Source organism: Mycolicibacter senuensis (genome assembly GCF_002101885.1).
Lineage (GTDB): Bacteria > Actinomycetota > Actinomycetes > Mycobacteriales > Mycobacteriaceae > Mycobacterium > Mycobacterium senuense.
In genome coordinates this window covers 136,883-159,144 of the sequence record NZ_LQPS01000036.1, presented here as the reverse complement: position 1 = coordinate 159,144, position 22,262 = coordinate 136,883, and the positions used below count along the sequence as shown (strand labels likewise).

Here is a 22,262-nt window from a genome sequence, read left to right as displayed (position 1 = left end):
CGCCACCAACCCTAACCGGCCTAACTGCCGAATCCCCCCAGGTGATCGCGTAGATCACCTTTGAGGTCGAGCATCGAGTAGTCACGGAAACTGAACCGCCACACGCCGTCCACCCGCTCGAACTCGTCGTGATAGCGGCCCGCTGCGACCACCTGCAGGGCGACGGCATCGGTCTGCTGCAGCACCGTGTAGTAGGACCGGCAGGTCGCGGTCCCGGCCTCCTCGTCGATGTCGAGGATCGGGTTGGTGATGACGTGCTTGGTGCGCGGTGTGCCGTCGGCGTGGATCTTGACCAGCCCGCGCCACAGCCGCAGCATCCCGGCGCTGTCGAGCACGGCATCGGCGTCGGGGCCAACCTTGAGCCGGGCGTGACCGAACAGCGCTGCGGCCGAATCCAAGTCGCCGGCATCCATCGACTCGGCGTAGCGGTACAGCAGGTTGGTGATCGACACCGCACTTCCGCCGGACATATCGAAAACATAGCCATCGTGGGCCAGACTGGGGCGATGACCCGCCCAGAGGTGCAGTTGCTGACCCGCGACGGCTGCGCGATCTGTGTCAAGGTGCACGAGCAGCTGACGCAACTGGCCGCCGAGCTCGGATTCGACCTGCAGACCACCGACGTCGACGCGGCCGCCCGGGCCGGAGACGCCGCGCTGCGGGCCGAATTCGGCGACCGGTTGCCGGTGGTGCTGCTCGACGGGCGCGAACACAGCTACTGGGAGGTCGACGAGGCCCGGTTGCGCGCCGACCTGGCCGGCCGCTGACCCGCCGACTGTGCGGATGGTGGCGCGCCAACGCGCGAATCGGGCACGAAACCGCACACCCGGCGGTGTCCACCAGGCGAACAATCGAACAAATTTGGTGGCCCAGCGCTTTAGCCTCTACCGTGGAGTGAAGTTTGTTCACGGGTGACAGCAAGGAGCGGACCAGGTGATACTGCCGTGAGCGTCCTGCTCTTCGGGGTCTCGCATCGCAGCGCCCCGGTCTCGGTACTCGAGCAGCTCAGCACCGCCGAACCCGATCAGGCCAAGATCGTCGCGCAGGTGCTCGAATCGCCGCTCGTCACCGAGGCGATGATTCTGTCGACCTGCAACCGGGTCGAGGTCTACGCGGTCGTCGATGCGTTCCACGCAGGGCTGTCGGCGGTCGGGCAGGTGCTCTCCGAGCACTCCGGCATGTCGATGACCGACCTGACCAAGTACGCCTACGTGCGCTACAGCGAGGCCGCCGTCGAGCACCTGTTCTCGGTGGCCAGCGGCTTGGACTCGGCGGTCGTCGGCGAGCAGCAGGTACTGGGCCAGGTGCGCCGCGCCTACGCCGCCGCCGAGGCCAACAACACCGTCGGCCGGGTGCTGCACGAACTGGCGCAGCGGGCACTGTCGGTGGGCAAACGGGTGCACTCCGAAACCGGAATCGACGCCGCCGGTGCGTCGGTGGTGTCGGTCGCCCTGGGTATCGCCGCGAAACAGCTGGGCGAGAACGCCTTACAGGGCCGCACCGCGGTGGTGATCGGGGCGGGCTCGATGGGCGCACTGTCCGCGGCCCACCTGGTGCGCGCCGGGGTGGAGCGCATCCATGTCGTCAACCGCTCGCTGTCGCGCGCGCGGCATCTGGCCCGCAAGATCCGCGAGAGCGGCGCCGCGGCCGACGCCGTCGGCCTCGAACGGATGGCCGCAACGCTGACCGACGCCGACGTCGCGGTCTGCTGCACCGGCGCGGTGAGCCCGGTCGTGTCGCTGGCCGACGTGCACCATGCGCTGGCCGGCGGCAACCGCGACGAGGCGACCCAGCCGCTGGTGATCTGCGATCTGGGCATGCCGCGCGACGTCGACGCGACGGTCGCCGGTCTGCCCGGTGTGCAGGTCATCGACATGGACCGGATCCAGCGCGAGCCGTCGGCGCAGGTCGCCACCACCGACACCGACGCCGCGCACGGCATCGTCGCCCGTGAGGTCGCCACCTACCTGGCCGGGCAGCGGATGGCCGAGGTCACCCCGACGGTGACCGCGCTGCGGCAGCGGGCCGCCGACGTGGTCACCGCCGAGTTGCTGCGGCTGGATCACCGGCTGCCGGGCTTGGACACCGCCCAGCGTGAGGAAGTGGCGCGCACCGTGCACCGCGTCGTCGACAAGCTGCTGCACGCCCCCACCGTGCGGGTCAAGCAGCTGGCCAGCTCGCCCGGCGGCGACAGTTACGCCGAGGCGCTGCGCGAGCTGTTCGAGCTCGATCCGACCGCCGTGGACGCCGTGGCGACGGCGGGCGAATTGCCAGTGGTGTCAGACGGAATCGACGTCGGCGCCGAAACCGGGTCGGCCGGGTAGACGTTTTGGGAGAACTCATCCGTATCGGTACCCGGGCCAGCTTGCTGGCCACCACCCAGGCCGGGACCGTTCGTGACGCTCTGGTGGCCGCCGGGCACCCCGCGGAACTGGTCATGATCAGCACCATCGGGGATCGCTCGTCGGGACCGATCGCCGATCTGGGGGTGGGGGTGTTCACCGCCGCCCTGCGTGAGGCCATTCTCGACGGCCGGGTCGACGCCGCGGTGCACTCGCACAAGGACCTGCCCACCGCCGATGACCCGCGGTTTCTGCTGCCCGCGGTTCCGGCACGCGAGGACGCCCGGGACGCGCTGGTGGCGCGCGACGGATTGGTGTTGGGGGAGTTGCCGGCGGGCGCCGTGGTGGGCACTTCGTCGCCGCGACGGGCCGCACAGCTTAGAGCACTGGGTCTCGGTTTGGAAATTCGCCCCCTACGAGGCAACCTAGATACCAGGTTGAACAGGGTAAGCAGCGGAGAACTCGACGCCATCGTGGTAGCCCGGGCGGGTTTGGCCCGTATCGGACGCCTCGATGCGATCACCGAGACGCTGGAACCGGTGCAGATGTTGCCGGCTCCGGCCCAAGGTGCACTCGCAGTGGAGTGCCGCGCCGGCGATACCGCGCTGGCGGCGGTGCTGGCGGAGTTGGATGACACCGACACCCGCCAGGCGGTTACCGCGGAGCGGACCCTGCTCGCCGAACTGGAGGCGGGTTGTTCCGCACCGGTTGGCGCGATCGCCGAGGTGGTCGAGTCGATCGATGAGGACGGCCGGGTCTTCGAAGAGCTGTCGCTGCGCAGTTGCGTGGCGGCGCTGGACGGATCCGACGTGATCCGCGCGTCCGGCATCGGCAGTCCGGACCGAGCCCGGGAATTGGGTGTGTCGGTCGCAGCGGAGCTGTTCGAGCTGGGTGCGCGCGAGCTCATGGCGGACGCGCGGTGAAGACAGCCGCGTTCGGGCTGAAGTGACTGGGAGTAGGGAATGGCTCGCCAAGTGAGCGTGCGAGGGCAGAAGCCCAAGCCGGGCCGCATTGTGTTCGTCGGTTCGGGTCCTGGCGACCCGGGCCTGCTGACGGCGCGGGCGCGGACGGCGCTGACGAACGCTGCGCTGGTGTTCGTCGACCCCGACGTGCCCGAGGCGGTACTGGGGCTGGTCGGCACGGATCTGCCCCCGATGGCCGGGCCGGTGCCGCCGGACCCCAAGGCGGACAAGACCGGCGGGGCCCCGGAAGGCACCGACGGCGCCGACGACACCGGCGCTGCCGACGGGGGCGCCGCGACCGTCCCGGGCGGGCCCGACATCCGTCCCGCGCTGGGCGAACCGGCCGAGGTTGCCAAGATCCTGACCGCCGAGGCGCGCTCCGGCGCCGACGTGGTGCGTCTGGTGGCCGGCGACCCGCTGTCCGTCGACTCCGTCATCACCGAGGTCAACGCGGTGGCCCGCACCACCGTGCAGTTCGAGATCGTGCCGGGACTGCCCGCCACCAGCGCGGTGCCCACCTACGCCGGGCTGCCGCTCGGCTCGTCGCACACCGTCGCCGACGTCCGCGACCCGCAGGTCGACTGGGCGGCCCTGGCTGCGGCCCCGGGCCCGCTGATCCTGCAGGCCACCACCTCGCATCTGCCGGAGGCGGCCCGCACCCTGATCGAATACGGCCTCGCGGACGGCACCCCGTGCGTGGTCACCACCTCGGGCACCACCTGCGCGCAGCGCTCGGTGGAGGCCAGCCTGCAGGGGCTGACCGACCCGGCGGCGCTGGCCAGCATCGACCCGGTCATCCTGCCCAACGGTCAGGAGACCCCGGCCGGTCCGCTGGTGGTGACCATCGGCAAGACGGTGAACAACCGCGCCAAGCTGAACTGGTGGGAGAGCCGCGCGTTGTACGGATGGACGGTGCTGGTGCCGCGCACCAAGGATCAGGCCGGCGAGATGAGCGACAAGCTGGTCGGGCACGGCGCCTCGCCGGTCGAGGTGCCCACCATCGCCGTGGAGCCGCCGCGTAGCCCCGCCCAGATGGAAAGGGCCGTCAAGGGTTTGGTCGACGGCCGCTACCAGTGGGTGGTGTTCACCTCGACCAACGCGGTGCGCGCGGTGTGGGAGAAGTTCGGTGAGTTCGGCCTGGACGCCCGGGCGTTCTCCGGGGTGAAGATCGCCTGTGTCGGCGAAGCGACCGCCGAGCGGGTCCGGGCGTTCGGGATCAGTCCCGAGCTGGTTCCCGCCGGGGAGCAGTCCTCGCTGGGCCTGCTCGACGAATTCCCGCCCTACGACGACGTTTTCGATCCGGTGAACCGGGTGCTGCTGCCGCGCGCCGACATCGCCACCGAGACGTTGGCCGAGGGGCTGCGCGAGCGGGGCTGGGAGATCGAGGACGTCACCGCCTACCGCACGGTGCGGGCCGCACCGCCACCGGCGACCATCCGCGAGATGATCAAGACCGGCGGATTCGACGCGGTGTGCTTCACGTCGAGTTCCACGGTGCGCAACCTGGTCGGCATCGCCGGCAAGCCGCACACCCGGACGATCGTGGCCTGCATCGGCCCCAAGACCGCCGAGACCGCAGCGGAATTCGGGTTGCGGGTCGACGTGCAGCCCGAGACGGCCGCGGTCGGTCCGCTGGTCGACGCGCTGGCCGAACACGCCGCCCGGTTGCGTGCCGAGGGCGCCCTGCCGCCGCCGCGTAAGAAGAGCCGCAGGCGCTAACGGTGACGGCGAGCGCGGCGGCCCGATGACGGCATTTCCTCGCCAACGTCCCCGTCGGCTGCGGTCCACCCCGGCGCTGCGCCGCCTGGTGGCCGAAACCTCTTTGGAGCCGCGGCATCTGGTGCTGCCGATGTTCGTCGCCGACGGCATAACGGACGCTCGCCCCATCCCTTCTATGCCCGGTGTGTTTCAGCACACCCGCGATTCGCTGCGCGCCGCGGCCGCCGACGCGGTGACCGCCGGGGTGGGCGGCCTGATGCTGTTCGGCGTTCCGGTCGAGGCGGACAAGGACAGCACCGGCGCTGCGGGCATCGACCGCGACGGGATCCTCAACATCGCGTTGCGGGAGCTGGCCGCTGATCTCGGGGACGCCACCGTGCTGATGGCCGACACCTGCCTGGACGAGTTCACCGATCACGGCCACTGCGGGGTGCTCGACGACCGCGGCCGGGTCGACAACGACGCGACCGTGGATCGCTACGTGGAGCTGGCGGTGGCACAAGCGGATTCCGGTGCGCACGTGGTGAGTCCCAGCGGGATGATGGACGGCCAGGTCGCCGCCATTCGCGACGGACTCGACGCCGCCGGGCACAGCGATGTGGTGATCCTGGCCTACGCGGCGAAGTTCGCGTCGGCGTTCTACGGCCCGTTCCGCGACGCAGTCGCCTCCGGTCTGCAAGGCGACCGCCGCAGCTACCAGCAGGAGCCGGGCAATGCCCGGGAGGCACTGCGCGAGGTGGCCCTCGACCTCGCCGAGGGCGCCGACATCGTCATGGTCAAACCCGCCATGAGCTATTTGGACGTGATCGCGGCTGCGGCGGATCTGTCGCCGGTCCCGGTCGCCGCCTATCAGGTGTCCGGAGAGTACGCGATGATCGCCGCCGCCGGCGCCAACGGCTGGATCGACGGGCGGGCCGCCGCGCTCGAGTCGTTGATCGGCATCCGGCGCGCCGGCGCCGACATCGTGCTGAGCTACTGGGCGGCCGACGCGGCCGGCTGGCTGGCATGACGGGCCGGGATGCCGGGTCGCAGCCACCGGCGGCGACCCGGCCCGCCCGGCCGGCCGATGTCGACACCGGCTTCTGGCTGTGGCTGGCCGCCCTGCCGTTGATGACGACCGGATACGTGGTGAGCCTGCTGGTTGCCCCGGAACTCGCCGAGCTGCCGGTGACCTACCCGATCATCGGGCTGAGCGCGCTGGTGATGGTCGTGGTGGTGGCGACCTTCCTGGTGCTGATGCGCTCCGGGTACCGGTGGGCCCGCACCGTGTTGACCGGCGGGGCGGTCGCGTCGGTGGCGTACGCGTTGAGCGGGCTGTCACACCCCGATCCGAGGCCGGCGGTCGCGGTGACCGTCGCGGTCACCGGCATCGTCGGATCGGTGCTGATCGCCGCCGGAACCTTCCTGCTGCACCGCTCCGACGCCCAGGAATACCTGACCCGGTAGCAGACTGGGGTGATGGATCCGGTGGAGGCACTGCGCCAGATCGCGTTCTACAAGGACCGGGCCCGCGAGGACCCGCGTCGGGTGATGGCCTACCGCCGCGCCGCCGACGTCATCGAGGCCCTGGGCGACGACGAGCGGCGCCGTCATGGTGTGGCCGAGAGTTGGCAGTCCCTGCCGGGCATCGGACCGAAGACCGCCGCGGTGATTGCGCAGGCCTGGGCGGGTGGGCAGCCCGACACCCTGGTGCGGTTGCGCGACGAGGCGGGGGATCTGGGTGGTGGGGTGTTGCGTGCGGCGTTGCGCGGGGACCTGCATCTGCATTCGGACTGGTCGGACGGCTCAGCGCCGATCGAGGAGATGATGACCACCGCGGTGGCGCTGGGGCATGACTACTGCGCGCTGACCGATCATTCGCCGCGGCTGACCATCGCCAACGGGCTCTCACCGCAGCGGCTACGCCACCAACTCGAGGTGATCGACGGGCTGCGGGAGCGCTTTGCGCCGCTGCGGATCCTGACCGGCATCGAGGTCGACATCCTCGACGACGGCAGCCTGGATCAGGAGCCCGAGTTACTGGAGCGACTCGACATCGTGGTCGCCAGCGTGCACTCCAAGCTGGCGATGGAGCGGGCTGCGATGACGCGGCGGATGGTGCGCGCGGTCTGTAATCCGCGGGTCAACGTGCTGGGGCACTGCACCGGGCGGCTGGTGACCGGTGGGCGCGGCCGACGGCCGGAGTCGCAGTTCGATGCCGAGGCGGTGTTCACCGCCTGCCGCGAGCACAACACCGCAGTGGAGATCAACTGCCGCCCGGAACGACGCGACCCACCAACCCGACTGCTGCATCTCGCGCACGAGTTGGGGTGTCTGTTCAGCATCGACACCGACGCACATGCCCCCGGCCAGCTCGACTTCCTCGGCTTCGGCGCCCAGCGTGCGCTTGACGCCGAGATTGCGATTGAGCGGATCGTCAACAGCTGGCCGGTCGAGGAGTTGCTGGCCTGGGCGGCGTGAGAGTTCTGGTCGCGTACCGGGCGGCTCAGCGCCGCGTTAGGCTGACCCGACATGTCTGAACCCGAGCCGACGGCACCGTCCGCACCGCTGTTCTTCGAATGCGGTGCCAGCTGGTATTGGGTGCTGTTCGGGCCGGTCGCCGGCGGCTTGTTGCTGCTGATCCAGAACTCCGGCGGCGGCGAGTTCCAGCCGCTGATCCCGGCCGTCATGATGGCGCTGGTCTCGGGCATGCTCGCCATTCAGGTGAAGGCGGCGCGGATCCACACCTCGGTCGAACTCACCCGCGACAGCCTGCGGCAGGGCACCGAAATACTGCGGATCGCCGAGATCGTGATGATCTACCCCGAGGCCAAGCGGCCGACCGGCTGGGGCAAGGCCGAACCGGAGAAGTGGCAGGGGGCGCGGGCGCTGGGCGAGTTGAGCGGGGTGCCCCGCCGCCGGACGGGCATCGGCCTGCGGCTGATCGGGCGGCGCACGGTTCAGGCCTGGGCACGGGATCACCGCAGGCTGCGGGCCGCGCTGACCGAGTTGCTCCCCGAGGCGATTCCGGCGCCCGAACTCGTGGAGCGCGACATCGGGCCCGACGTCGACGACGATGCCGAAGAATCCTCATGGTGAGGACTCCGGTCGTCCGGGCGTGCGTCGAGCTCACCCTGGCCGGTGCCGCCGCGGTGGGCTGCGCGGTGAGCTGGTTGCACGTGCGCTACCTGGTCCTGGTCGCGCCGGTGATCGACGGTGAACCGGCCACGACCTCGGTGTCCTACCACCCGCGGCTGTTGCTGTTGGCGCTGGTGTTGGCGACGGCGGCCGGCGTGCTGGCGGTGATCGGTACGGCGCGGCTGCGCCGGGCGCTCCGGCGATCGGGGCCCATATACCCCGCGGGGGTATCATCGGCGGGGTGATCACCACCACCGATCTGGAACTGCGCGGAATGACCTGTGCGTCGTGCGCGGCGCGGGTGGAGCGCGGCCTGAACGCGCTCGACGGGGTGCACGCCACGGTGAACCTGGCGGTTGAGCGCGCCCATGTCGAGCATGCCGACACCGTCTCCGCCGATGACCTGCTGCGGGCCGTGGAATCGGCCGGCTACCAGGCCGCGGTGCTCGGCGCGGCGCACGAGCACCCGGCCGAACACGCTGACGTGCTGGCCGGGCAACTGCGTCCCCGGCTGATCGGTTCGGCGCTGCTGGCCGCCCCCGTGGGGGCGCTGTCGATGGTGCCGGCCTGGCAGTTCAGCGGCTGGGGCTGGGTGGTGTTCGCACTGACGGCCCCGATCGTGGTGTGGGGCGGCTACCCGTTCCACCGTGCCGCGCTGCGCAACGCCGCCCATGGCGCCGCCACCATGGACACCCTGGTGTCGTTGGGCACCGTGGCGGCCTTCTTGTGGTCGGCGGTCGCGGTCATCACCGGGGCCGGCCACCTGTATTTCGAGGTGGCGGCGGTGGTGACCGTCTTCCTGCTGGCCGGCCGCTACGCGGAGTCGCACGCCAAACGTTCGGCGGGCGCGGCCCTGCGTGAACTGCTGGAACTCGGCGCCAAGGACGCCGCGGTGATGCGGCGCAGTCCCGACGCCGGCCTGACGGAGACCCGGGTGCCGATCGCCGAGCTGCGGGTGGGTGACGTCGTCGTGGTCCGGCCGGGCGAGCGCATCGCCACCGACGGCGTCGTCATCGACGGCGCCACCGCGCTGGACACCTCGGCGATGACCGGTGAGTCACTTCCGGTCGACGTCGCCGAGGGCGACCCGGTACTGGGCGGGTCACTCAACACCACCGGGCTGGTGCTGGTGCGCGCCACCAAGGTGGGCGCCGACACCCAGCTGGCCCGGATGGCCAAGCTGGTCACCGACGCCCAGGCCGGCAAGGCGTCGATTCAGCGGCTGGCCGACCGGGTGTCGGCGGTGTTCGTGCCGGTGGTGCTGGTGATCGCCGCGCTCACCCTCGCCGGGTGGCTGGTGGCCGGGCAAGCGAGCGCGGCGGCGTTCACCGCGGCGGTGGCGGTGCTGATCATCGCCTGCCCGTGCGCGCTCGGGCTGGCCACCCCGACCGCCATCCTGGTCGGCACCGGCCGCGGCGCGCAGTTGGGCATCCTGATCAAAAACCCGCAGGTCCTCGAGGCCGTCAAGGACATCGACACCGTGGTATTCGACAAGACCGGAACGGTCACCACCGGTGTGATGACCGTCGGCGGCCTCGCGGTCGACCGCGGCGAGAACCCCGACGTCGTGCTGGCGCGCGCCGCCGCCGTCGAGTCCGGATCCGAGCATCCGATCGCCGCGGCGATCGTGGCCGGGGCCAAAGCGGCCGGGCTGCCGATCGGCCGGGTGAGCGAGTTCGCCAGCCGGCCCGGGCACGGGGTGAGCGGGGTGGTCGACGGGGTGCGCGTCGAGGTCACCCGATCGGCGGCCGCCCACGAGACCGGGACCGCCGTCGAGGTCTGCTGGGACGACCGGACCCGGGGGACCATCACCTTGACCGACACCGTGCGATCGAGCAGCGCCGCGGCGATGGACGAGCTCAAGGCCATGGGCATCACCCCGATGCTGCTCACCGGCGACGGCGCGGCCGTAGCACGCAAGGTCGCCGGTGAGGTGGGGATCGACCCGGCCGATGTCATCGCGAACGTGCTGCCCACCGACAAGGCCGACGCCGTCAAGAAGCTGCAGGCGCAGGGCCGGCGGGTGGCGATGATCGGCGACGGCGTCAACGACTCGGTCGCGCTGGCCACCGCGGATATCGGGATGGCGATGGGCACCGGCACCGACGCCGCCATCGAGGCCGGGGATCTGACCCTGGTCCGCGGTGACCTGGCCACCGTCCCGACCGCGCTGCGGCTCTCGGCGCGCACGCTGCGCATCATCCGCCAGAACCTGGTCTGGGCGTTCGGTTACAACGTCGCCGCGATTCCGCTGGCGGCGGCGGGGTTGCTCAACCCGATGATCGCCGGTGCGGCGATGGCGGCATCGTCGGTGCTGGTGGTGACGAACAGCCTGCGGTTGCGGCGTTTCGCGCGGTAGTCCCGGCCGTCACGAGCCCAGCCAAGCCAACTGGGCCGGCAGTTGCGCCCGCCAGTAGGACACGTCATGCCCGCCCGGTGAGAATCCGCCCGCCGGCGGCGGATTCAGCTGGCCGACGAAGCTCCTGGTCGCGTAGTAGAAGCTGTCCGACGTGCCGCAGTCGACCCGCAGCGGAATGTGGGCCAGCTGCGGCACCAGGCCGAAGGCCGAGTTCGTCCGCCAGTCGTCGACACTGTCGAACGCCCCGGCCGGCGCGCCGAAGTAGGTCATGTAGATGGCCGGGCTGATCGCGCAGATCCCGGCGGTCCGCGCCGGGCCGAGGCGGGTAGCCAGCAGCATCGCGCCGTAGCCGCCCATCGACCAGCCCATGAACCCGACCCGCGAGGTGTCGATGCCCTTGTCGGCCAGCATCGGGATCAGCTCGCCCAACACCATCGCCCCGGGGTCCTCGCCGGAGCCGTGCGGTCGCCAGTAGCTGTTGCCGCCGTCCACGGCCACCACGGCGAACGGCGACCGACCCGATGCGGTCAGCTTCGCCAGCTCTTCCTCGACACCGAGATCCATCACCCAGGCGGCGTCTTCGTCCTTGCAGTGCAGCGCGATCACCGGGCGCAGCGGCGCGGTCTGCCCGGGCGGGCGGGCGATGATCCAGTTGGTCTCCACCCCGCCGCGGGCCGCCGACACGAACGACCCGGATTCGCGGGTGGGGTAGGCGTTCCCGGTGGCCCGCGACGCGGCCGGCGACCGCCCCACACCCACGCCGAACAAGCCCGCTGCCCCCGCGGCACCGACCCCAAGGCGCAACGCAGCCCGGCGGGTCACATCAGCCATGACGGTCATTATTTCCTGGCCCGCGTCGCGGTTGGTCAGGCACGCCGCGCCACCGATCAGGTTGATACGGGTTCGTTAGGAACGTCGGGCGTCGGCGGCTGGCCGAACTGTTGGCGGAACGCCTCGACGGTGTAGCTCACCACGGTCGCCTCGCGCGGCGCGCGGACCGTCGCTGAGCGGGGGATACGGACCATCGGCCCGAGTTGGCCGGCGTAGTTGTCCGGTTTGCCGATCTTGAGCAGGCCGCCGCCGGTCCCGGAGGTCTCCGGGGCGATCTCCACCTCGCCCTCGGTGACGACGTAGATCAGGTCCTCCACGGTGCCCTGTTCCAGCAGCACTGCGCCGGGGCCCAGCCGGACCGGGGCCTGCTGGGCGCGCGCCGGCGTCGCGGTGGGCGACAACTGGATGACGATGTCGGCCAGCGGCACGATCCGGGTGTCGTGGGTGGCCACCACCACCACGCGGTCACCGGCGGCGAGCACCCGCAGCAGTTGCACGACCTCGCCGGCCCGGACGAAGTCCAGTTGCGCGGTGGGTTCGTCGGCCAGGATCAGCGGCGGGTCCAGCGCCAGGGCGCGCGCCACCGCCACGCGCTGCTGCTGACCGCCGCTGAGCTGGCCGGGCCGGTGGTGGGTCCGGTCGGCCAGGCCGACACGGGTGAGCAGGTCGCGGGCGCGTTCGGTGGCCGACCACTGCGTCCACCCCGCCGCCCACATCGGCACCATCACGTTCTCCAGCGCGGTCAGGCTCGGCACCAGGTTGAACGCCTGGAACACGATGCCCACGGTGCGGCGCCGGTAGGAGGTGATCTCCCGGCGGCTCAGCGCGGTGACCTCGGTGGCGCCGAACCGGATCTGTCCGCTGGTCGGGCTGAGGATGCCGCCCAGACACGACAGCAGGGTGGTCTTGCCGCAGCCGCTGGGCCCCAGCACGACCACCAGCGATCCGGCCGGTATCTCCAAGCTCAGGCCGTGGATCGGCCGGATCGGTTCGCCGCTGCCGGTGCCGTATTCGATGACCAGGTCGCTGATCCGCAGGTCTCCCATGGCTCACGGCCCCCCGAACGCCAGCACGGGGTCGACGGCCACCGCGTGCCGCAGGCCGGCCAGGCTGGCCAGCAACCCGATGCCCACCGCGGTCAGCATCAGCAGCGCGAACGACGAGGCGGTCACCGCCACCAGCATCGGGAACAGCGGACCGATCGCCATCGCCAGCGCCCCGCCGAGCACCGCCGCGGCCACCGCGACGGCCACCGCCTGCAGCGCCAGTCCGGCCAGCACCATCGCGGTGGTCACACCCAGCGCCTTGAACACCGCGAAGTCGCGGGTGCGCTCCAGCGCCGACAGATAGATCAGCGAGCCCACGATCAGCGCGGCGACACCCCACAGCAGCACCGACATGTACGACAGCGCCATCTGCGCCCCGGCCAGCGGGCGCACCATGTCATCGACGGCGGCGGCCCGGTCCACCACCCGGTAGCCCTCCGGCACCTTCGCGGGAGTGCCCCGCAGGCCGATCGCCGAGGCCACCGGCTGCCCGGAGTACATCAGCCGCTGTGCGCCCGCCACGGTCAGGAAGGCGTTGGGCTGCCCGGCCAGCGTCGTCGATTTCCCCACCAACCCGACGATCCGCAGCTTGCCCGCACCCAGTTCGATGTCGTCGCCGACGGCGCGTTTCAGCGTGGCGGACATCGCGACCTCGTTGGGCTCGGTCGGTGCGCGTCCCGAGGTGATTGGCGGCATCGCGGCCTTGGGCACGCCGTAGACGTTCACGTTCAGCGGCGCCTCCCCGTCCTGCAGGATGGTGTTGCCGTAGACCACCGGCAGCGCCGCCTCGACACCGGAGATCGCGGCGACATCCCCGGCCTCCTGTTGCGGGAACCGCGACGAGCCCATGAACGGGCCGACCGCGGCCGTCTGGATCAGGTAGCTGTCGATGCCCAGCGAGTCGACGACGTGTTCGGCCTCGACCCGGAAACCATGGGTCAGTCCGGCCAGCACCAGGGTCAGGGCGAACACCATCGCGGTGCCGACGGCGGCGACGATGAATCGGCGCAGCCGCCACTGCAGGTCGCGCAACGCAGTGATCAGCATCCGCACGCGCGCATGTTATCGCAGCGTGCGGCTGTGACCGGCATCGCGGCGAGGTGGCCGCAGCCCTGCCTCCGCATATCCACAATCCCCGGCCCGCCGGGAGCTTTTCGGCTACAAATACACTCACGCCGGTTTACGTCGGTACGTGCCCAGGGAGGGGGTCAGTGATGAATTACGCTGCCCTGCCGCCGGAGGTCAACTCGCTGCGCATCTATACCGGTCCGGGCTCCACACCGATGCGGGCCGCGGCCGCCGCCTGGGGCGCCTTGTCCGCGGAGCTGCACGCGGCGGTCACATCCTATGAGTCGGTGATCGCCGAGCTGACCGGTCAGCTCTGGCGGGGCCCGGCGTCGGTGGCGCTGACGCAGGCCGCGGCGCGGTATGCGAGCTGGATGGCCGCCACCGCCGCGCAGGTCGACCACACCACGGCGCAGGCGAACGCCGCGGCCGCGGCCTATGAAGCGGCGTTCAGTGCGACGGTGCCGCCCACGGTGGTCGCCGCGAACCGGGCGCAGCTGCTGGTGCTGATCGCCAGCAATGTGCTGGGCACCAACACCGCGGCGATCGCCGCCAACGAGGCTGCGTACGGCGAGATGTGGGCGCAGGACGCCGCCGCGATGTACTCCTACGCCGCGGCGTCGGCCGCCGCGACTGGACTGACGCCCTTCCAGCAGCCACCGCAGGTCAGCAATCCGGTTGGGCAGCTCAGTCAGACTGCGGCGACCGGCTCGGCTGAAGCCACCTCGGCGTCGTCGAATGTCCAGTCGCTGCTGGGGGAATTGGCCTCGGGTATCTTCGCCTCGCCGGACAGCTCCATGGTGCAGGCGGGGCTGGCGACCGTGCCCGGGGCGGCCCAGGGCATCGAGGACCTGATCTCGTTCCCGAGTATCACCGACCTCTTCGGGCTGAACGCGGTGTCGGCGGTCGCGCTGGCACTGGCGGCCGGGGCCTGGTCCTCGGCGGACGCCAGCACCCGGGAGATCCTCAACGAGCAGGATCGGCTGGAGCAGGTGGAATACGAGATCCTGCACGCCATCGACCTGTTCTCGCCGTTGACCCCGTCGCGGCCGGGCGGTTTCATCGGGGGTGCCCTGTCGTCGGGGGCGTCGACGGCGTCGGCGATGTCGGCCAGCATGGGAGAGGCGATCTCGGCGGGGAAACTGTCGGTGCCGATCAGCTGGGCCGCCAATGCCCCGGAGATCAAGACACTGTCTTACACGACGCCGCTGGCCGGCCCGGGTGTGGGCGCCGCACCGGCCGGGTCGCTCGCAGGTGCCGGCAGTGCCTTCAGTCAGATGGCGCTCGCGGGCATGGGCGGTAGCGCCCTGGCCGGTTCGGTCAGTCGCGGGCGCGGCGGCGCGGATCCGGCGCCGAAAGTCGAGATGCCGCAGCCCGCGGCCAGTGCCACGCCCGCTGCTTCCGGTGACGCCGAGAGCGGCCCCGGGCCGACGGCGATGGGTATTGCCGCCGAGATCCGCGAGTTCGCCGAGCTACGCGACCGCGGGTTGATCACCAACGACGAGTACAACGAGCAGAAGATGCGGCTGCTGGGCCGCTGACCGGTTCAGCCGCCGGGTCCTTCCCAGGTGTGCGGCAGCATCGGCACCGCCGGGCCCGCGGTACTGTCGGTCAGGGTGGTCAATCCCGTTACCGCAGAACCTGTCTCGTGCTCGAGGGTGCCCGCGAATCCGACCCGGCCCGCGCCGCTGGCCGATTGCGCGGTTCCGGCGGCCGGGTCGAGGTATTCGTACCGGTTGCCCGGATCCGTGAGCGCCTCGCGCTGCCGGCGCCGCCGCGCCTGGCCGGCCGCCGCGGTGCTCGCCGCGGCGGCCGCGGGCGCACCGGACCGTTGCGCCGCCGCGGGTGCGGCGACGCGCATCTTCGTGGCAGCTCCGAGCGACGGTCCGCCGCCGACCAGGTAGGGCAGCGCCGCCGCTTCTGCTCCGGTGACCGGCGGCGGCAGCACCGGGACGCCACCGGCGGACGCGGCCGGCGCCGAGGTGGGTGGGGCCATGGCCGGGGGCGCCGCCGGGGCAGCGGCCGGCGGAACGGCCACACCTGCCGGCGCGGCGGCCGCCGCCGGCAGCGGTGGTGTCGGGGCAGGCGGTGCCGGTTCGGCGGAGACCTGGGCGCCCGGCAATCCAACCAGACCGGCGACCCCGGCGAGGCCGGCCAGCGGTGACGCGGGTGCCACCAGTGCGAGCATGGTCTCGGTCAGCGCCGTCACGGTCGGCGCCATCCCGAGCACGATCTCGCCGGCGTAATGCGGGGCGATCGTCATCAGCACCGGGTCACTGATGAGGCTGGCGAGCGGATTGTTGCCGGCCAGGTCGGACTGAATGGCCTCGTTGATCTCCGCGATCCGGGTCGTCCACCAGCTCTCCTGGTAGATGTTGCCGAAGTCCTGGGTGGGCGCCTGGTCGTTGCGGTGGTGGTGGTCGCGGTGCACCGGGGTATCGGGGTTGAGCACCGCCGGCGCCGTCGCGGCCACCGGGGACGATGCCACCGCCGCGCCGGCCACCGTCTGATACGTCGACATCGTGGTGGCCGCCTGCACCCACATCCGGGTGTAGTCGGCCTCGTTGGCGGCGATCGGGATCGCGTTGACCCCGAAGAAGTTCGTCGCCAACAGCACCGCGTGAATGGTGTGATTGGCGGCCAGTTCGGCCAGCGTGGGCATCGTGGCCAGCGCCGAGGTGTAGGCGGTGGCGGCGGTCTGGTGCCGGGCGGCCAGCGCCATGCTGTCGGCGCTGGCCTGTGTCAGCCACGCCAGATACGGAACATTCGCCGCCACATACGATTCCGCGCTGGGGCCTTGCCAGGACCCGGCTTGCACCGCGGACAGCATCGTGGACAGTTCGTGGGCCACCTCGCGGTATTCGGTGCTCAGCGCAGTCCACATGCCGGCGGCTGCCAGCAGTGGGCCCGCGCCCGGACCGCTGTTCAGCAACGCCGAGTACACCTCCGGTGGCGACGCCATCCAGATCGGCTCCGTCATGCCCGCCTTTCGCCGTGCCGGACGGCAGAATCCTATCCTCAAATCCAGATCGATGGCTGGATTCTTGCTGTGAATGCGGAGCAAGCAGCGGATAATCCCCGTATTTCAAGGGGCGGCATCATCGCCGGTCGGCCGCACCAGGAACCCGCTCATGATCAGGCTGCGGGCCAACTCGACCTGTTGAACCGCGGTCAGCCCCGGTAGCTCGCCCACTCGGAACGGCTCGGTGCGGGCCGACACGAACCGCATCGCGGCTTCATGGTCGGAGCGGGCGCTGACGATCAGCTGGGCGAACTGCAGGCCCACCCCGTCGCCCGACGTGGTCACCCGGGAATACAGCGGTTGCTGCTTGCGCACCAGTGTTTCGGCGTCGATCCCCGCGGTGTCGCTGACCTGACCGACGACCGGGCAGCGGGCGCGCCGCAGCAGGAAATCCTGCATGGCGCCGAGGCCCTCCGCCAGCGCGCCGGGGGTTGCGACGGCGGCGAGCGCGTCCTGGATCAGCGGGCCCAGGCCGGCTTGCACCCGCGGGTCGTCCAGATGCCGGGCGGGCAGCCGGGTGTGCACGACATCGTCGCGCAGGCTCAACAGGTGCAGCGTGTGGGTCAACAGCGTGAGCACCGTCGGCACGTGCAGGCCCACCGTCAGATGCACCGACGGCTCCGAGGTCGTCGCGGCCGAATGCACCAGGCCCCGGGGCAGATACAGGGTGTCACCGGCGGTCAGGTGCAGGCTGGTCGGCTCGGGCAGCCCGGCCGGGTCCACCTCGTGCAGTCGCTGCATCAGCTGCGGCGCTATCGGCTCGTCGCCGTAGAAGTACCAGGTCTTGGCCCCCTGGATCTGCAGCACCAGCACGTCGTGGTGGTCGTAGTGCGGCAGGAATCCGGTTGCGTCCGGCGGCGTGATGTAGGCGTTGACGTGGGTCGGGAAGTTCAGCTCGACCTCGACACCGTGGGTCAGCGCCGACATCGGGCGCAGGTATTTCTCGATGTTGTTGCAGATGATCGTGTAGCCGCTGTCCAGGGCGGCCTGGACCCGGGCCAGGTCCAGGCTGCCGTCGGCGCAGCACTCCGGGACCAGATGATCGGCCCCGCGTACCAGCCGCACCGCGGCCGGTTCGGTGCGCAGCGCCGCCAGCAATTGCCCGACCCAGGACGGCCCGGCCAGCGCCTCGAAGTAGTCGCGGCGGTCCCGGCGGATGTGGTGCGGCGCCGCACCCCACAGTTCGTCGAGGAACGTCGGCACCGGCACCGGCGCGAGCAGCCAGGCGAGTGCGGACGCCAGATCGAGGGAGCCATCACCGTCCGACATCGGCACAAAATACACCCCGGCGGGCAGCTCGGTTGCCATTGGCAGGTGCGGATGCCATTTGCGCGAAGATCCGCACATGCAGTTGTTTCCCAGGTTCAACATCCGTAGTTGTGGAATACACATTCGGCTGGATAAGTTCGGTGGATGTCCGGCCGCCACACTGTGCACCGCAACCATCGCCCCGTCCGTGCCCTGGGCGCGGCAACGTCGGCGGCGACATTCCTCACGCTCGGGCTGGGCCCGGTCACCACCGCGCCGGCACGCGCCGACTTCGATGACCTGTTCTCGTTCGACCAGTTCTTCGGCGACCCCGACGCCGTCGCCGCGGCCGACCCGGGTCCGGCTGGGGCGGACGCACTGGATCTCGGCCAGGTGGGCACCGACCTCTATACCTGGACATCGGTCGTGGAGGTCGTTTTCGCCGGGCTGGTCCAGAACCAGCTTTACGCCACCATCCACGACCTGGGCACCTTGTGGATGATGGGCCCGGGCGCCCTGATCGACCCGATCATCAACCCGCTCTTCGCTTTTGACGGGGCATGCGGACTGATCTGCGACGGCGTCGACGGAACCGTCGACCACCCCGACGGCGGCGACGGCGGCTGGCTGTTCGGCGACGGCGGCAACGGCTACGGCGCGGGCACCGACGAGAACATCGCCGCGGGGGTGACCGGCGGCGACGGCGGCGACGCCAAGATGATCGGCAACGGCGGCTGGGGTGGTGACGGCGGCGCCGGCGGCGACGGTGGCGACGGCGGCATCGGCGGCTGGCTGCTGGGCAACGGCGGCGAAGGCGGCTGGGGCGGTGACGGTTTGGACAGCATCACCGGCACCGCCGGTGACGGTGGTGACGGCGGGCTCGGTGGGGACGCCATCTCGCTGTTCGGCGCGGGTGGTCGTGGCGGGGACGGCGGCGACGGTGGCTGGGGCAACGGCGGCGGTGACGGCGGCAACGGCGGCAACGCCGGGGACGGCGGCAACGGGGTGGCCGGCTTCGGTGGCCCGGGCGGTTCCGGCGGATACGGCGGCAACGGCGGCGCCGGCACCGAGGATCATCCCAGCGGCGGCAACGGCGGGGACGGCGGCGCGGCCGGCAACGCCGGAGACCTGACGTTCATGGGCAACGCCGGGCCGGGCGGGTTCAGCGCCCCGGGTGGTACCGGCGGCGAGGGCCTGGCCGGTTCGCCGGACGGTGACGGCGGCAACGGCGGCCATGGTGGCGACGGGGGCGCCGGCGGCTACGGAGGTGTCCCCAGCCACGGTCGGGCGGCCGGCGCCGGTGGAAACGGCGGTGCGGCCGGCTCATGGTCCGCAACCGCCGGTAACGGCGGCGACGGTGGTGACGGCGCCGTCGGCATGCTCGGCCACCCGTACGCCGGCGAGAGCGGCGCCGGCGGCAAGGGTGGCACCGGTGGGGTCGGCGGTGCCGGTACGGCCGATCATCCCGACGGCGGTACCGGGGGCCTCGGCGGAAACGGCGGTGATGCCGGTAGCGGCGCCGCCGCGACTGCCGGCGGCGCCGGGGGCACCGGCGGTGCCGGTGGCGCGCCGGCTGCCGGCGGATCGGTCGGCCCGGGTGGGGGCGGCGGTGACGGCGGCGACGGCGGTGACGGGGTCGAGGCCGGGGCGGCGGGGGCCGCCGGTGCGGGTGGCGCCGGCAACCCGGACGGAAGCCCGGGGCAGCCGGGCGCACCCGGCACGGAGACGGGGTAGGCGCGCCCGGGGGCTATGTCGTCAGGCGCGATCCAGCAGCAGCGAGTGGGCCACCCCGGCCCGGCCGAGCAACTGGCGCCAGGGCGTCTTGAGCAGCCCGGCCGCTTCGGTGGTCGGCACCACCCGCGGGTTGGTGACCGCAAAGGTCTTGCCGCTCATCTTGGCCAGGCCGCCGTTGGTGGTCCGCAGGTTCTTCACCCAGTCCCGGTCGGTCCCGTACGGCAGCAGCACGGCGACGCCGTCCGCGGTGTGGAACATCGAAACCGGGGTGCGGTAGGTCGTGCCGGAGCGACGGCCGGTGTGTTCGATGATCGACCACATCGGCACCCAGCCGGAGAGCGGGCGCAGCAGCGGATTGGTGACCACCCGGTTGAACCGGGCGCGACGCTCGGAGAACTGCATCCTCAGTCCTGCCTGGTCAGCAGCACCGCCTGTTCAAACGGCAGCCGCGCGAAGACCGCTTGGGCCCGGCCGCGCACGTGCTGCGCCGCCTCGGCTTTGGTGACCACCCGCGGGTCGCTGACCGCGAACGTCTTGCCGTGCCGCCGCATTTTGCCGCCCCCGACGGCGGTGATGTTCTTCAACCAGTCCCGGTCCGGGCCGTAGGTGAGCAGGATTGCCACTCCGTCATCCGTGCTGAATACGCTCAGCGGGGTGCGGTAGGGCTTGCCGGAGCGTCTGCCGACGTGCTCGAGGATTCCGAATGAAGGCGCCCATCCGGCCCACATCCGCTGGATCGGGTTGGTCACATGCCGGTTGAACCGGGCCAGCCGTTGCGGTAGTTGCATGTAGCCATCCAACCCCGAGCCCAGGATCAGCTCAACCCCCGTCAACTACACCCTGTAGTCGGTTGAGCCGCGCGAGCTGGGACACTGGTCGTCGTGGTTAGTGCGGATCATGTCACGGCGGCATCCGCGCGGCTGTTCGAGCAGGCCTGCGCGGTCACCCCGGGCGGGGTGAACTCACCCGTCCGCGCTTTCGCCGCCGTCGGCGGCACCCCGCGGTTCATCGAGCGCGGCGAGGGCTGCTGGCTCACCGACGTCGACGGCAACCGCTACGTCGACCTGGTCTGCTCCTGGGGTCCGATGATCCTCGGCCATGCCCACCCGGCGGTCGTCGACGCGGTCCGCGCGGCCGCCACCGGCGGCCTGTCGTTCGGGGCGCCGACGCGCACCGAGACCGAGTTGGCCGCCGAGATCATCGCCCGGGTGCCCGCGGTGAGCAAGATCCGGCTGGTCAATTCCGGCACCGAGGCCACCATGAGCGCGTTGCGCCTGGCCCGCGGCTTCACCGGCCGGGCCAAGGTGATCAAGTTCTCCGGCTGCTACCACGGCCACGTCGACGCGCTGCTGGCCGACGCCGGCTCCGGGGTGGCCACCCTGGGCCTGCCGTCGTCGCCGGGCGTCACCGGCGCCACCGCGGCGGACACGATCGTGTTGCCCTACAACGACCTCCCGGCGGTCCGGGCAGCCTTCGCCGAGTTCGGCGATCAGCTCGCCGCGGTCATCACCGAGGCCAGCCCCGGCAACATGGGCGTGGTGCCGCCGGCGCCCGGCTTCAACGCCGAACTGCAGGCGATCGCGCGGGAACACGGGGCGTTGTTCATCGTCGACGAGGTGATGACCGGCTTCCGGGTCAGCGCCAGTGGCTGGTGTGGAGAAGGTGGCCTCGATCCGGTGGATGCCGACCTGTTCACCTTCGGCAAGGTGATCAGCGGCGGGCTGCCTGCCGCGGCGTTCGGCGGCCGGGCCGAGGTGATGGACAAGCTGGCGCCGCTGGGGCCGGTCTACCAGGCCGGCACGCTGTCGGGGAACCCGGTGGCCACCGCCGCCGGGCTGGCCACGCTGCGTGCCGCCGACGCCGACGTCTACGCCGCGCTCGACGAGAACGCCGACCGGCTCAGCGCGATGCTGTCGGAAGCGTTGACCGATGCCGGTGTGCCGCATCAGATTCCGCGGGCCGGCAACATGTTCAGCGTGTTCTTCGCCGAGCAGCCGATCACCGACTTCGCCGCGGCCAAGGCCAGCGAGACCTGGCGGTTCCCGCCGTTCTTCCACGCGTTGCTCGATGCAGGCGTCTACCCGCCCTGCAGTGCCTTCGAGGCCTGGTTCGTCTCGGCTGCGCTCACCGATGAGGCGTTCGAGCGGATCGCCGACGCGCTACCCGGGGCGGCGCAAGCCGCCCGCACCGCCACCCCGGAGCCGAATCCCTGATGCAGACCCGCGTACACCTGATCCGCCACGGCGAGGTCCACAATCCCGACCGCATCCTCTACGGCCGTATCCCGGGTTTCCGGCTGTCCGACACCGGCCGGGCCCAGGCCGTCGCCGCCGCCGACATGCTGGCGGATCGCGACATCGTCGCGGTGATCGCCTCGCCGCTGCAGCGCGCCCAGGAGACCGCGGCGCCGATCGCCGCCCGCCACGATCTGCCGGTCGACACCGACGATGACCTGATCGAGTCGACCAACGTCTTCGAGGGCAAGCGGGTCTCACCCGGTGACGGCGCCTGGCGCAACCCGCGGTACTGGTGGCACCTGCGCAACCCGCTCACCCCGACGTGGGGCGAACGGTATGCCGAGATCGCCGCGCGGATGGCCACCGCAGTGGACAAGGCCCGGTCCCGCGCCGCCGGTCACGAGGTGGTGTGCGTCAGCCACCAGCTGCCGGTGTGGACGGTGCGGCAGTACCTGACCGGCAACCGGCTCTGGCACGACCCGCGCCGGCGCCAGTGCGACGTGGGTTCGGTGACCACGCTGATCTATGACGGTGATCGGCTGGTCGACGTCGACTACCGTGTCCCGTCCGGCGGCTGACG

Annotated in this window: 22 protein-coding genes; 14 read left to right on the top strand and 8 right to left on the bottom strand. The window is 71.3% G+C overall.

The genetic code is table 11. The annotated features are described in order from the left end of the window. Positions 1 to 20: 20 nt before the first annotated feature. Positions 21 to 470, bottom strand: coding sequence for a nuclear transport factor 2 family protein (locus AWC24_RS11270; RefSeq protein ID WP_085084898.1), 450 nt, complete (start codon positions 468 to 470; stop codon positions 21 to 23). Between the two features lie 36 nt (positions 471 to 506). Between AWC24_RS11270 and AWC24_RS11265 the strand changes: the two genes are divergently transcribed. From AWC24_RS11265 to AWC24_RS11220, 10 genes are all read left to right on the top strand, one after another. Beyond that, the gene (locus AWC24_RS11265; protein WP_085084896.1) at positions 507 to 767 is read left to right on the top strand and encodes a glutaredoxin family protein; all 261 of its coding nucleotides are present in this window, start codon (positions 507 to 509) and stop codon (positions 765 to 767) included. A gap of 177 nt (positions 768 to 944) precedes the next feature. Beyond that, a complete protein-coding gene (locus tag AWC24_RS11260) occupies positions 945 to 2,324 on the top strand; it encodes a glutamyl-tRNA reductase (RefSeq protein ID WP_085084895.1) in 1,380 nt (459 codons plus the stop codon). Between the two features lie 5 nt (positions 2,325 to 2,329). Further along, entirely contained in the window at positions 2,330 to 3,265 is a 936-nt protein-coding gene (gene hemC, locus AWC24_RS11255) for a hydroxymethylbilane synthase (RefSeq protein ID WP_085084893.1), read from the top strand. Positions 3,266 to 3,304: 39 nt separating this feature from the next. Then, positions 3,305 to 5,023, top strand: coding sequence for a bifunctional uroporphyrinogen-III C-methyltransferase/uroporphyrinogen-III synthase (locus tag AWC24_RS11250; RefSeq protein ID WP_085084891.1), 1,719 nt, complete (start codon positions 3,305 to 3,307; stop codon positions 5,021 to 5,023). Between the two features lie 25 nt (positions 5,024 to 5,048). Further along, complete coding sequence (gene hemB, locus AWC24_RS11245) at positions 5,049 to 6,032, top strand: porphobilinogen synthase (protein ID WP_085084889.1); 984 nt, start codon at positions 5,049 to 5,051, stop codon at positions 6,030 to 6,032. After that, positions 6,029 to 6,469, top strand: a complete 441-nt coding sequence (locus tag AWC24_RS11240) for a hypothetical protein (protein ID WP_085084887.1) — start codon at positions 6,029 to 6,031, stop codon at positions 6,467 to 6,469. The genes hemB and AWC24_RS11240 overlap by 4 nt, the downstream gene beginning before the upstream one ends. 12 nt (positions 6,470 to 6,481) lie before the next feature. Then, complete coding sequence (locus AWC24_RS11235; RefSeq protein ID WP_085084966.1) at positions 6,482 to 7,483, top strand: PHP domain-containing protein; 1,002 nt, start codon at positions 6,482 to 6,484, stop codon at positions 7,481 to 7,483. A 51-nt stretch (positions 7,484 to 7,534) separates the two neighbouring features. Beyond that, positions 7,535 to 8,101 (top strand): transport-regulating membrane protein Mce1N, encoded by a 567-nt coding sequence (gene mce1N / locus AWC24_RS11230; protein ID WP_085084885.1) that lies wholly within the window; start codon positions 7,535 to 7,537, stop codon positions 8,099 to 8,101. Beyond that, entirely contained in the window at positions 8,095 to 8,385 is a 291-nt protein-coding gene (locus AWC24_RS11225; RefSeq protein WP_085084883.1) for a hypothetical protein, read from the top strand. The genes mce1N and AWC24_RS11225 overlap by 7 nt, the downstream gene beginning before the upstream one ends. Before the next feature lie 29 nt (positions 8,386 to 8,414). Beyond that, a complete protein-coding gene (locus AWC24_RS11220) occupies positions 8,415 to 10,499 on the top strand; it encodes a heavy metal translocating P-type ATPase (protein ID WP_085084964.1) in 2,085 nt (694 codons plus the stop codon). Between the two features lie 9 nt (positions 10,500 to 10,508). Here AWC24_RS11220 and AWC24_RS11215 read toward each other — a convergent pair whose 3' ends face one another. Genes AWC24_RS11215 through AWC24_RS11205 form a run of 3 tightly spaced genes read right to left on the bottom strand, consistent with a single transcriptional unit; the run spans position 10,509 to position 13,423 of the window. Beyond that, the gene (locus AWC24_RS11215) at positions 10,509 to 11,339 is read right to left on the bottom strand and encodes an alpha/beta hydrolase (protein WP_085084881.1); all 831 of its coding nucleotides are present in this window, start codon (positions 11,337 to 11,339) and stop codon (positions 10,509 to 10,511) included. A 47-nt stretch (positions 11,340 to 11,386) separates the two neighbouring features. Further along, the gene (locus tag AWC24_RS11210; protein ID WP_085084879.1) at positions 11,387 to 12,376 is read right to left on the bottom strand and encodes an ABC transporter ATP-binding protein; all 990 of its coding nucleotides are present in this window, start codon (positions 12,374 to 12,376) and stop codon (positions 11,387 to 11,389) included. A gap of 3 nt (positions 12,377 to 12,379) precedes the next feature. Then, positions 12,380 to 13,423: an ABC transporter permease gene (locus AWC24_RS11205; protein WP_085084962.1), complete on the bottom strand. Its 1,044-nt coding sequence runs from the start codon at positions 13,421 to 13,423 to the stop codon at positions 12,380 to 12,382. 167 nt (positions 13,424 to 13,590) lie between these two features. Between AWC24_RS11205 and AWC24_RS11200 the strand changes: the two genes are divergently transcribed. Next, on the top strand, positions 13,591 to 14,982 hold the full coding sequence (locus AWC24_RS11200; protein WP_085084877.1) for a PPE family protein, SVP subgroup: 1,392 nt from the start codon (positions 13,591 to 13,593) through the stop codon (positions 14,980 to 14,982). A gap of 5 nt (positions 14,983 to 14,987) precedes the next feature. Here the strand turns inward: AWC24_RS11200 and AWC24_RS11195 are convergent, their stop codons facing one another. Then, a complete protein-coding gene (locus AWC24_RS11195; protein ID WP_085084875.1) occupies positions 14,988 to 16,421 on the bottom strand; it encodes a PPE family protein in 1,434 nt (477 codons plus the stop codon). A 105-nt stretch (positions 16,422 to 16,526) separates the two neighbouring features. After that, the gene (locus tag AWC24_RS11190) at positions 16,527 to 17,732 is read right to left on the bottom strand and encodes a JmjC domain-containing protein (protein WP_085084960.1); all 1,206 of its coding nucleotides are present in this window, start codon (positions 17,730 to 17,732) and stop codon (positions 16,527 to 16,529) included. 144 nt (positions 17,733 to 17,876) lie between these two features. Between AWC24_RS11190 and AWC24_RS22470 the strand changes: the two genes are divergently transcribed. Continuing rightward, positions 17,877 to 19,445: a PGRS repeat-containing protein gene (locus tag AWC24_RS22470; RefSeq protein WP_163705433.1), complete on the top strand. Its 1,569-nt coding sequence runs from the start codon at positions 17,877 to 17,879 to the stop codon at positions 19,443 to 19,445. A 21-nt stretch (positions 19,446 to 19,466) separates the two neighbouring features. Here AWC24_RS22470 and AWC24_RS11180 read toward each other — a convergent pair whose 3' ends face one another. Together AWC24_RS11180 and AWC24_RS11175 are read right to left on the bottom strand one after the other, a co-directional pair. Next, entirely contained in the window at positions 19,467 to 19,847 is a 381-nt protein-coding gene (locus tag AWC24_RS11180) for a nitroreductase family deazaflavin-dependent oxidoreductase (protein WP_085084873.1), read from the bottom strand. A gap of 2 nt (positions 19,848 to 19,849) precedes the next feature. Next, positions 19,850 to 20,233 (bottom strand): nitroreductase family deazaflavin-dependent oxidoreductase, encoded by a 384-nt coding sequence (locus AWC24_RS11175; protein WP_085084958.1) that lies wholly within the window; start codon positions 20,231 to 20,233, stop codon positions 19,850 to 19,852. 84 nt (positions 20,234 to 20,317) lie between these two features. On the opposite strand from AWC24_RS11175, the gene hemL reads away from it, so the two are divergent. Further along, positions 20,318 to 21,658, top strand: a complete 1,341-nt coding sequence (hemL, locus tag AWC24_RS11170; protein ID WP_085084871.1) for a glutamate-1-semialdehyde 2,1-aminomutase — start codon at positions 20,318 to 20,320, stop codon at positions 21,656 to 21,658. Continuing rightward, entirely contained in the window at positions 21,658 to 22,260 is a 603-nt protein-coding gene (locus AWC24_RS11165; protein WP_085084869.1) for a histidine phosphatase family protein, read from the top strand. The genes hemL and AWC24_RS11165 overlap by 1 nt, the downstream gene beginning before the upstream one ends. Positions 22,261 to 22,262: the final 2 nt, after the last annotated feature.

What these genes read in the sequence shown, in the direction of transcription:
- AWC24_RS11250 (WP_085084891.1), top strand. Translation starts at nt 3,305, where the DNA reads ATGGCTCGCCAAGTGAGCGTGCGAGGGCAGAAGCCCAAGCCGGGCCGC.
- AWC24_RS11225 (WP_085084883.1), top strand. Translation starts at nt 8,095, where the DNA reads ATGGTGAGGACTCCGGTCGTCCGGGCGTGCGTCGAGCTCACCCTGGCC.
- AWC24_RS11205 (WP_085084962.1), bottom strand. Translation starts at nt 13,423, where the DNA reads ATGCTGATCACTGCGTTGCGCGACCTGCAGTGGCGGCTGCGCCGATTC.
- mce1N (WP_085084885.1), top strand. Translation starts at nt 7,535, where the DNA reads ATGTCTGAACCCGAGCCGACGGCACCGTCCGCACCGCTGTTCTTCGAA.
- AWC24_RS11175 (WP_085084958.1), bottom strand. Translation starts at nt 20,233, where the DNA reads ATGCAACTACCGCAACGGCTGGCCCGGTTCAACCGGCATGTGACCAAC.
- AWC24_RS11220 (WP_085084964.1), top strand. Translation starts at nt 8,415, where the DNA reads ATGACCTGTGCGTCGTGCGCGGCGCGGGTGGAGCGCGGCCTGAACGCG.
- AWC24_RS11210 (WP_085084879.1), bottom strand. Translation starts at nt 12,376, where the DNA reads ATGGGAGACCTGCGGATCAGCGACCTGGTCATCGAATACGGCACCGGC.
- AWC24_RS11180 (WP_085084873.1), bottom strand. Translation starts at nt 19,847, where the DNA reads ATGCAGTTCTCCGAGCGTCGCGCCCGGTTCAACCGGGTGGTCACCAAT.
- AWC24_RS22470 (WP_163705433.1), top strand. Translation starts at nt 17,877, where the DNA reads ATGTCCGGCCGCCACACTGTGCACCGCAACCATCGCCCCGTCCGTGCC.
- AWC24_RS11165 (WP_085084869.1), top strand. Translation starts at nt 21,658, where the DNA reads ATGCAGACCCGCGTACACCTGATCCGCCACGGCGAGGTCCACAATCCC.
- AWC24_RS11265 (WP_085084896.1), top strand. Translation starts at nt 507, where the DNA reads ATGACCCGCCCAGAGGTGCAGTTGCTGACCCGCGACGGCTGCGCGATC.
- AWC24_RS11235 (WP_085084966.1), top strand. Translation starts at nt 6,482, where the DNA reads ATGGATCCGGTGGAGGCACTGCGCCAGATCGCGTTCTACAAGGACCGG.
- AWC24_RS11195 (WP_085084875.1), bottom strand. Translation starts at nt 16,421, where the DNA reads ATGACGGAGCCGATCTGGATGGCGTCGCCACCGGAGGTGTACTCGGCG.
- AWC24_RS11215 (WP_085084881.1), bottom strand. Translation starts at nt 11,339, where the DNA reads ATGACCGTCATGGCTGATGTGACCCGCCGGGCTGCGTTGCGCCTTGGG.
- AWC24_RS11270 (WP_085084898.1), bottom strand. Translation starts at nt 470, where the DNA reads ATGTCCGGCGGAAGTGCGGTGTCGATCACCAACCTGCTGTACCGCTAC.
- AWC24_RS11190 (WP_085084960.1), bottom strand. Translation starts at nt 17,732, where the DNA reads ATGTCGGACGGTGATGGCTCCCTCGATCTGGCGTCCGCACTCGCCTGG.
- AWC24_RS11240 (WP_085084887.1), top strand. Translation starts at nt 6,029, where the DNA reads ATGACGGGCCGGGATGCCGGGTCGCAGCCACCGGCGGCGACCCGGCCC.
- AWC24_RS11200 (WP_085084877.1), top strand. Translation starts at nt 13,591, where the DNA reads ATGAATTACGCTGCCCTGCCGCCGGAGGTCAACTCGCTGCGCATCTAT.
- hemB (WP_085084889.1), top strand. Translation starts at nt 5,049, where the DNA reads ATGACGGCATTTCCTCGCCAACGTCCCCGTCGGCTGCGGTCCACCCCG.